The sequence below is a fragment of the Pseudomonas sp. CM27 genome (assembly GCF_013179515.1).
GTDB lineage: Bacteria > Pseudomonadota > Gammaproteobacteria > Pseudomonadales > Pseudomonadaceae > Aquipseudomonas.
In genome coordinates, this window is sequence record NZ_JABMCN010000037.1 from 23,558 (window position 1) to 30,023 (window position 6,466).

The 6,466-nt window shown below is 64.6% G+C and carries 4 protein-coding genes; 2 read left to right on the forward strand and 2 right to left on the reverse strand.

Annotated elements, in window-relative coordinates; all coding sequences use genetic code 11:
- Positions 1–3: 3 nt before the first annotated feature.
- Both HP547_RS07010 and mfd read right to left on the reverse strand, forming a co-directional pair.
- Positions 4–576, reverse strand: a complete 573-nt coding sequence (locus tag HP547_RS07010; RefSeq protein WP_172285878.1) for a peptidoglycan binding protein CsiV — start codon at positions 574–576, stop codon at positions 4–6.
- 9 nt (positions 577–585) lie between these two features.
- On the reverse strand, positions 586–4,035 hold the full coding sequence (gene mfd / locus HP547_RS07015; protein ID WP_172285879.1) for a transcription-repair coupling factor: 3,450 nt from the start codon (positions 4,033–4,035) through the stop codon (positions 586–588).
- 167 nt (positions 4,036–4,202) lie between these two features.
- On the opposite strand from mfd, the gene HP547_RS07020 reads away from it, so the two are divergent.
- Together HP547_RS07020 and HP547_RS07025 are read left to right on the forward strand one after the other, a co-directional pair.
- Positions 4,203–5,666, forward strand: a complete 1,464-nt coding sequence (locus HP547_RS07020; protein WP_172218532.1) for a glyceraldehyde-3-phosphate dehydrogenase — start codon at positions 4,203–4,205, stop codon at positions 5,664–5,666.
- Positions 5,667–5,862: 196 nt separating this feature from the next.
- Positions 5,863–6,466: FAD:protein FMN transferase (locus HP547_RS07025; protein ID WP_172285880.1), on the forward strand; the 604-nt coding region annotated here is incomplete at its 3' end.

Sequence of the window (6,466 nt, forward strand, 5' to 3'; positions counted from 1 at the left end):
GCTTTACTGCTCCATCATCTCCGGGTCCATCACCGGCATTTTCGGTGTGCCCGGCGCCGTGACCTTCAGCAGCACCGCCAGGTGGCCACCGTCGAGGAAGGTCAGCTGGCCGCCTTTGACGTTACTGTTGCTCTGCTTGAACTGCTCGCTTTGCAGCACGTTGCCGTTGCCGTCCAGCTGGTTGACCCAGAAGTTGGCCTCGACGGCGATGAAGCGGCCCTCGGCGATGCTCAGGTTGCCTTCGATGGGGAAGTGGCCGAACTGCTCGGCGCCTTCACCCAGGGCGATACGGCTGGGTTCGCTGCCCACCTGCTGTTGCCAGGCCTTGTGCATCAGCACGGTGTAGTCGGCGGTGGCTTCCAGGCGGGTGGCTTCATCTTCCAGCGCCAGGCGGCGTTCGGCGTCCTTTTCCAGGCGCGGAGCACCGGCGCTCCAGTCTTCCGGGGCGAACTGGCTGGTGATGGCGGGCACACTGTTCTGCCGCACCAGGAGCATTTCTACCTGATACAAGCCTTCGGCGAAGGCGGCTGGCGCAAACAGCACCAGCAGCAGGGTCAGGCAACGGATGGCACGCATGAATCTTCCTTAGGCAGGCTGTGGGGTCAGGCGCTCGAACAGCGCCTCCAGGGTATTGAAGCGCTCGTCGGGGCGTTCCATCGGGACCAGGAAGCGGAACTGGGTAGCGCCTTCGAACTTGTAGCGTTTGGGCTGGCTCTGGATCAGCTTGATCAGGGTCAGCGGGTCGACCGGCGTTTCGGCCTCGAACTCGAGCTTGCCGCCATTGGGGCCGGCGTCGACTTTCTTGATGCCGAGCTTTTCCGCGTGCAGCTTCAGCGAGGTCAGGCGCATCAGGTTCTTGGTCGGCTCGGGCAGCAGGCCGAAGCGGTCGATCATTTCCACCTGCAGGTCTTTCAGGCCTTCTTCGTCGGCTGCCGAGGCAATGCGCTTGTACAGGATCAGCCGCGCGTGCACGTCGGGCAGGTAGTTCTCGGGGATCAGTGCCGGCAGCCGCAGGTTGACTTCCGGGCCGCCGCCCAGCGGCTGCTCCAGGTTCGGCTGAGTGCCCTTGCGGATCGCCTTGACCGCGCGCTCGAGCATTTCCATGTACAGGGTGAAGCCCACGGCCTGGATCTGCCCGCTCTGGCCTTCGCCCAGCAACTCGCCGGCGCCACGGATTTCCAGGTCGTTGGTGGCCAGCACAAAGCCGGCGCCCAGGTCCTGGGTATTGGCGATCGCCTCCAGGCGCTTTTCTGCATCGCCGGTGACTTTCTGTCGGGTGGGCGTGAGCAGGTAGGCGTAGGCCTGGTGGTGACTGCGGCCAACCCGGCCGCGCAGCTGGTGCAGCTGGGCCAGGCCGAACTTGTCGGCGCGCTCGATGACGATGGTGTTGGCGCTGGGCACGTCGATGCCGGTTTCGATGATGGTCGAGGCCACCAGCACGTTGAAGCGCTTGTGATAGAAGTCGCTCATCACCTGTTCCAGCTCGCGCTCGCGCATCTGCCCGTGGCCGATGCCGATACGCGCCTCGGGCACCAGCTCGGCGAGGTCGGCGGCGCATTTCTCGATGGTTTTCACATCGTTGTGCAGGTAGTACACCTGGCCGCCGCGCAGCAGTTCACGCAGCAGCGCCTCTTTGACCGTGCTCTTGTTCTGCTCCATGACGAAGGTGCGCACCGACAGCCGGCGCGCCGGCGGCGTGGCGATGATCGACAGGTCGCGCATGCCGGCCACGGCCATGTTCAATGTGCGCGGGATCGGCGTGGCGGTCAGGGTGAGGATGTCGACCTCGCTGCGCAGGGCCTTGAGCTGCTCTTTCTGGCGCACGCCAAAACGGTGCTCTTCGTCGATGATGGCCAGGCCCAGGTCCTTGAAGCGCACATCGTCCTGCAGCAGCTTGTGGGTGCCGATGAGGATGTCGATCTTGCCTTCGGCCAGGTCGGCGGCAGCGGCGGCGACTTCCTTGGCCGACTTGAAGCGGCTCATCACTTCCACGGTCACCGGCCAGTCGGCGAAGCGGTCGCGGAAGCTGTTGTAGTGCTGCTGGGCGAGCAAGGTGGTGGGCACCAGTACGGCGACCTGGCGGCCGCTGTGCACGGCGATGAACGCAGCACGCATGGCCACTTCGGTCTTGCCGAAGCCCACGTCGCCGCACACCAGGCGGTCCATCGGCTTGGGCGCCAGCATGTCGGCGCGCACGGCTTCGATGGCAGCCTGCTGGTCCGGGGTTTCCTCGAACGGGAAGCCGGCGCTGAAGGTGGCGTAGTCGGCGGACGGGTCGGCAAACGCATAGCCCTTGCGCGCGGCGCGGCGGGCATAGATGTCGAGCAGCTCGGCGGCCACGTCGCGCACCTGTTCGGCGGCTTTGCGCTTGGCCTTCTGCCAGGCTTCCGAGCCCAGCCGGTGCAACGGTGCCAGGGCGTCGTCGCTGCCGGTGTAGCGGGCGATCAGGTGCAGGTTGGCCACCGGCACGTACAGCTTGGCGTTCTCGGCGTATTCCAGCGTCAGGAACTCGGCAGCCTGGCCGTCGATTTCCAGCGTTGCCAGGCCCAGGTAGCGGCCCACGCCATGGTCGATATGCACTACCGGTGCGCCTTCCCGCAGTTCGGTCAGGTTCTTGATGACCGCATCGTTGGCGGTTTCGCCGCGCTTGTCGCGGCGCCGACGCTGCATCACCCGCTGGCCGAACAGGGGGCTCTCGGCCACCAGGGCGATGGCCGGGTCATCCAGCACCAGGCCGTCGTCCAGCGGGGCGATGGTGATCGCCAGGCGCTCGCTGCCGGTGATGAAGTCGGTCCAGCCTTCGACCGTGTGCGGCCGCAACTTCAGCCGCTCCAGCAGTTCCAGCAGCACTTCACGGCGGCCCGCCGACTCGGCAGTGAACAGCACGCGGCCGGGGAACTGGTCGAGGAAATTGGCCAGTTCGGCCAGCGGCTGATTGGCCTTGGCCTCGATCGCCAGGTTGGGCAGGGCGCGCGCGGGGAAGCGTTCGCGGCCCGTGCCAGGGTCGAGGTCTTCGCTGCTGACCACCACCCGTGGCCATTGCTTGAGCCGGGCGAAGCAGTCTTCCACGGGCAGGAACAGCTCGGCTGGCGGCAGCAGTGGCCGGCTCAGGTCGCCGCGGCGGTCTTCATAACGCCCGCGCACGTCGTTCCAGAAGTGTTCGGCGGCCTGCTCGACGCCGGGCAGCGAGAACACCTGGGTGTCGGCCGGCAGGTAGTCGAACAGGGTCGAGGTTTCTTCGAAGAACAGCGGCAGGTAGTACTCGATGCCGGCGGGGATGATGCCGCTGGCCAGGTCCTGGAAGATCGCGCTGCGGCGGAAGTCGACGTCGAAGCGTTCGCGAAAGCGCGCCTTGAAGCGGGTCACTTCCTCTTTCTGCATCGGGAACTCGCGTGCCGGCAGCAGGCGGATCGAGTCGACCTTGTCGATCGAGCGCTGGGTCTCGGGGTCGAAGGTGCGCAGCGTCTCGATTTCGTCATCGAACAGGTCGATGCGGTAGGGCAGCTTGCTGCCCATCGGGAACAGGTCGATCAGCGCGCCGCGCACGGCGAATTCACCATGCTCATAGACAGTATCGACGCAACGATAGCCACTGGCCTCCAGGCGCGTGCGCATCTGCTCCACGTCGATGGTCTGGCCCACGTCCAGCACCAGGCTGCTGCCCAGCAGGAACCGGGTGGGCGCCAGGCGGTGCAGGGCGGTGGTGACCGGCACTACCAGGATGCCGTGGGTCAGTTCCGGCAGGCGGTACAGGCTGGCGATGCGCTGGGAAATGATGTCCTGGTGCGGCGAGAACAGGTCGTAGGGCAGGGTTTCCCAATCGGGAAACGGCAGCACCGGCAGGTCTGGCGCGAAGAAGCGCAGCTCCTGTTCCAGGCGGTCGGCGGCCTGGCTGTCGGCGGTCAGCAGCAAGGTGAAGCGGCCAGCACTGCTGGCGGCCTCGGCAATGGCCAGGCTGAGGGCGGCACCGGGCAGGTTGCCCCAGGTTTGTTTGCCGGCCGTGGCCGACAGTTTCGGTAGGCGCAGAACTGACACGGGAGATTGCACTCCAAGCGTTGCGGCAAAGACACCGATTGTACCGGTGACGGTGCCGGCTGTCAGGCTCGAAAGGGCATGAACGCTGGCTTGCGTGACCGCGACAGGCGCTCATTGCCGGTTCCGCGTTGGGGCGTCATAATGTAGCCCCTTTTTTCTGTCCCTACATGTGGAAGGTTCCCGTGACTCAGAAGCCCGACCAGTGTCTTGGTGAGTGGATCGATCGTGAAGCCCTGGCTGAAGCGATGATCCCGCTTATCGGTCAGCTCTACCGCAACAACAATGTGGTGAGCTCGATTTATGGCCGCAGCCTGATCAACCGTTCGGTTATCTCGATCCTCAAGGCGCATCGCTTTGCGCGTCACCGTCAAACCGATGAAACCGAACTGTCCGTCCACGAGACATTCCCCCTGCTCAAGGCCATGAGCGAGCTGAAACTGGGCGCCGCTTCGGTCGACCTGGGCAAGCTGGCCAACAAGTTCAAGCAGGAAGGCAATGGCCGCACTGCCGAGCAGTTCGTCCGTGAAGAGCTGGCCGAAGTGGTTGGCCAGCAGAACGCCTCGGCGCGCAAAGGCACCGACGTCGTGCTGTACGGCTTTGGCCGTATCGGCCGCCTGCTGGCGCGCATCCTGATCGAGAAGACCGGTGGTGGCGACGGCCTGCGCCTGCGCGCCATCGTCGTGCGCAAAGGCGCCGAAAACGACCTGGTCAAGCGTGCCAGCCTGCTGCGTCGTGACTCGGTGCACGGCCCGTTCGATGGCACCATCACCATCGACGAAGCCAACAACACCATCACCGCCAACGGTAACCTGATCCAGGTTATCTACGCCAAGAACCCGAGCGAAGTCGACTACACCCAGTACGGCATCGACAACGCGCTGATCGTTGACAACACCGGCGTATGGCGTGATGCCGACGGCCTGGGCCAGCACCTGGCCTGCCCGGGCGCTGCCCGCGTGATCCTCACCGCACCTGGCAAGGGCGCGCTGAAGAACATCGTGCACGGCATCAACCACGGCGATATCGCTGCCGATGACAAGATCATCTCGGCCGCCTCCTGCACCACCAACGCCATTGTGCCGGTGCTCAAGGCTGTCAACGACAAGTACGGCATCGTCAACGGCCACGTCGAAACCGTTCACTCGTTCACCAACGACCAGAACCTGATCGACAACTTCCACAAGGGCAGCCGCCGTGGTCGTGCCGCGCCGCTGAACATGGTAATCACCGAAACCGGCGCCGCCACCGCTGCTGCCAAGGCACTCCCAGTGCTGAAAGGCAAGCTGACCGGCAACGCCATTCGCGTGCCGACGCCGAACGTGTCGATGGCCATCCTGAACCTGAACCTGGAAAAGGCCACCAACCGCGAGGAAATCAACGAGTACCTGCGCCAGACCGCCATGCACTCGGAACTGCACAAGCAGATCGACTACGTGGCCTCGCAGGAAGTGGTTTCGACCGACTTCGTCGGTTCGCGCCACGCCGGTGTGGTGGACGCCGAGGCGACCATCGCCAACGATAACCGCGTTGTCCTGTACGTGTGGTACGACAACGAATTCGGTTACAGCTGCCAGGTGGTTCGCGTGATGGAAGACATGGCCGGTGTGAACCCGCCAGCGTTTCCACGCTGATACGCTTGTAAGGCAATGAAAAAACGGGAACCTTCGGGTTCCCGTTTTTTTTATCCAGATTTTGTGTTGCCTGGGCTGGCCTCTTCGCGGGTGAACCCGCTCCTACAGGGATCGCACCGCGCCTGAGGGAATTATAATCCTGTGGGAGCGGGTTCACCCGCGAAAGGGCCAGTACTGGCAACCGAGAAACCAGAATTTGCGCACAGCCCTTCTGTTGATCCTGCTCCTGCTCACCGCCTGCAACCAAGGCCCCACCCTGGAGCGCCTGGGCGGCCCGACCATGGGCAGCAGCTACAGCATCCAGTATGTCCGCGAACCCGGCGGCCCGGCGCCGGCTCAAGTGCAGGCGGCTGTAGAAACCATCCTTCATGACATCGATCAGCACTATTCGACCTATCGCGGCGACTCCACCGTCAGCCGCTTCAACCAGCTGCCCGCCGACCAGTGCCTGGTGCTGCCGGCCGACATGCTCGCGCTGGTCACTCTGGGCCAGTACCTGGCAGAACAGAGTGAAGGCGCTTTCGACCTCACCGTCGAGCCGCTGCTCGACCTGTGGGGCTTCGGCCCGCAGGCCCGCCACGAGCAGGTGCCCGACCCGCACGCCTTGGCCCAGGCCCGCCAGCGCGTGGGCTACCAGCATCTGCACATCAAAGGCCAGGCCCTGTGCAAGGACGCCCCGGTACAGCTCGATCTCAACAGTATCGCGGCCGGGCATGCCGTCGACCTGATTGCCGCACGCCTGCGCGGCATGGGCATAACCAGCTTTGTCGCCGAGGCCACTGGCGAACTCAAGGCGGTCG

Coding starts and splice junctions, on each gene's coding strand:
- HP547_RS07010 (WP_172285878.1), bottom strand. CDS start 576: ATGCGTGCCATCCGTTGCCTGACCCTGCTGCTGGTGCTGTTTGCGCCA.
- HP547_RS07020 (WP_172218532.1), top strand. CDS start 4,203: ATGTGGAAGGTTCCCGTGACTCAGAAGCCCGACCAGTGTCTTGGTGAG.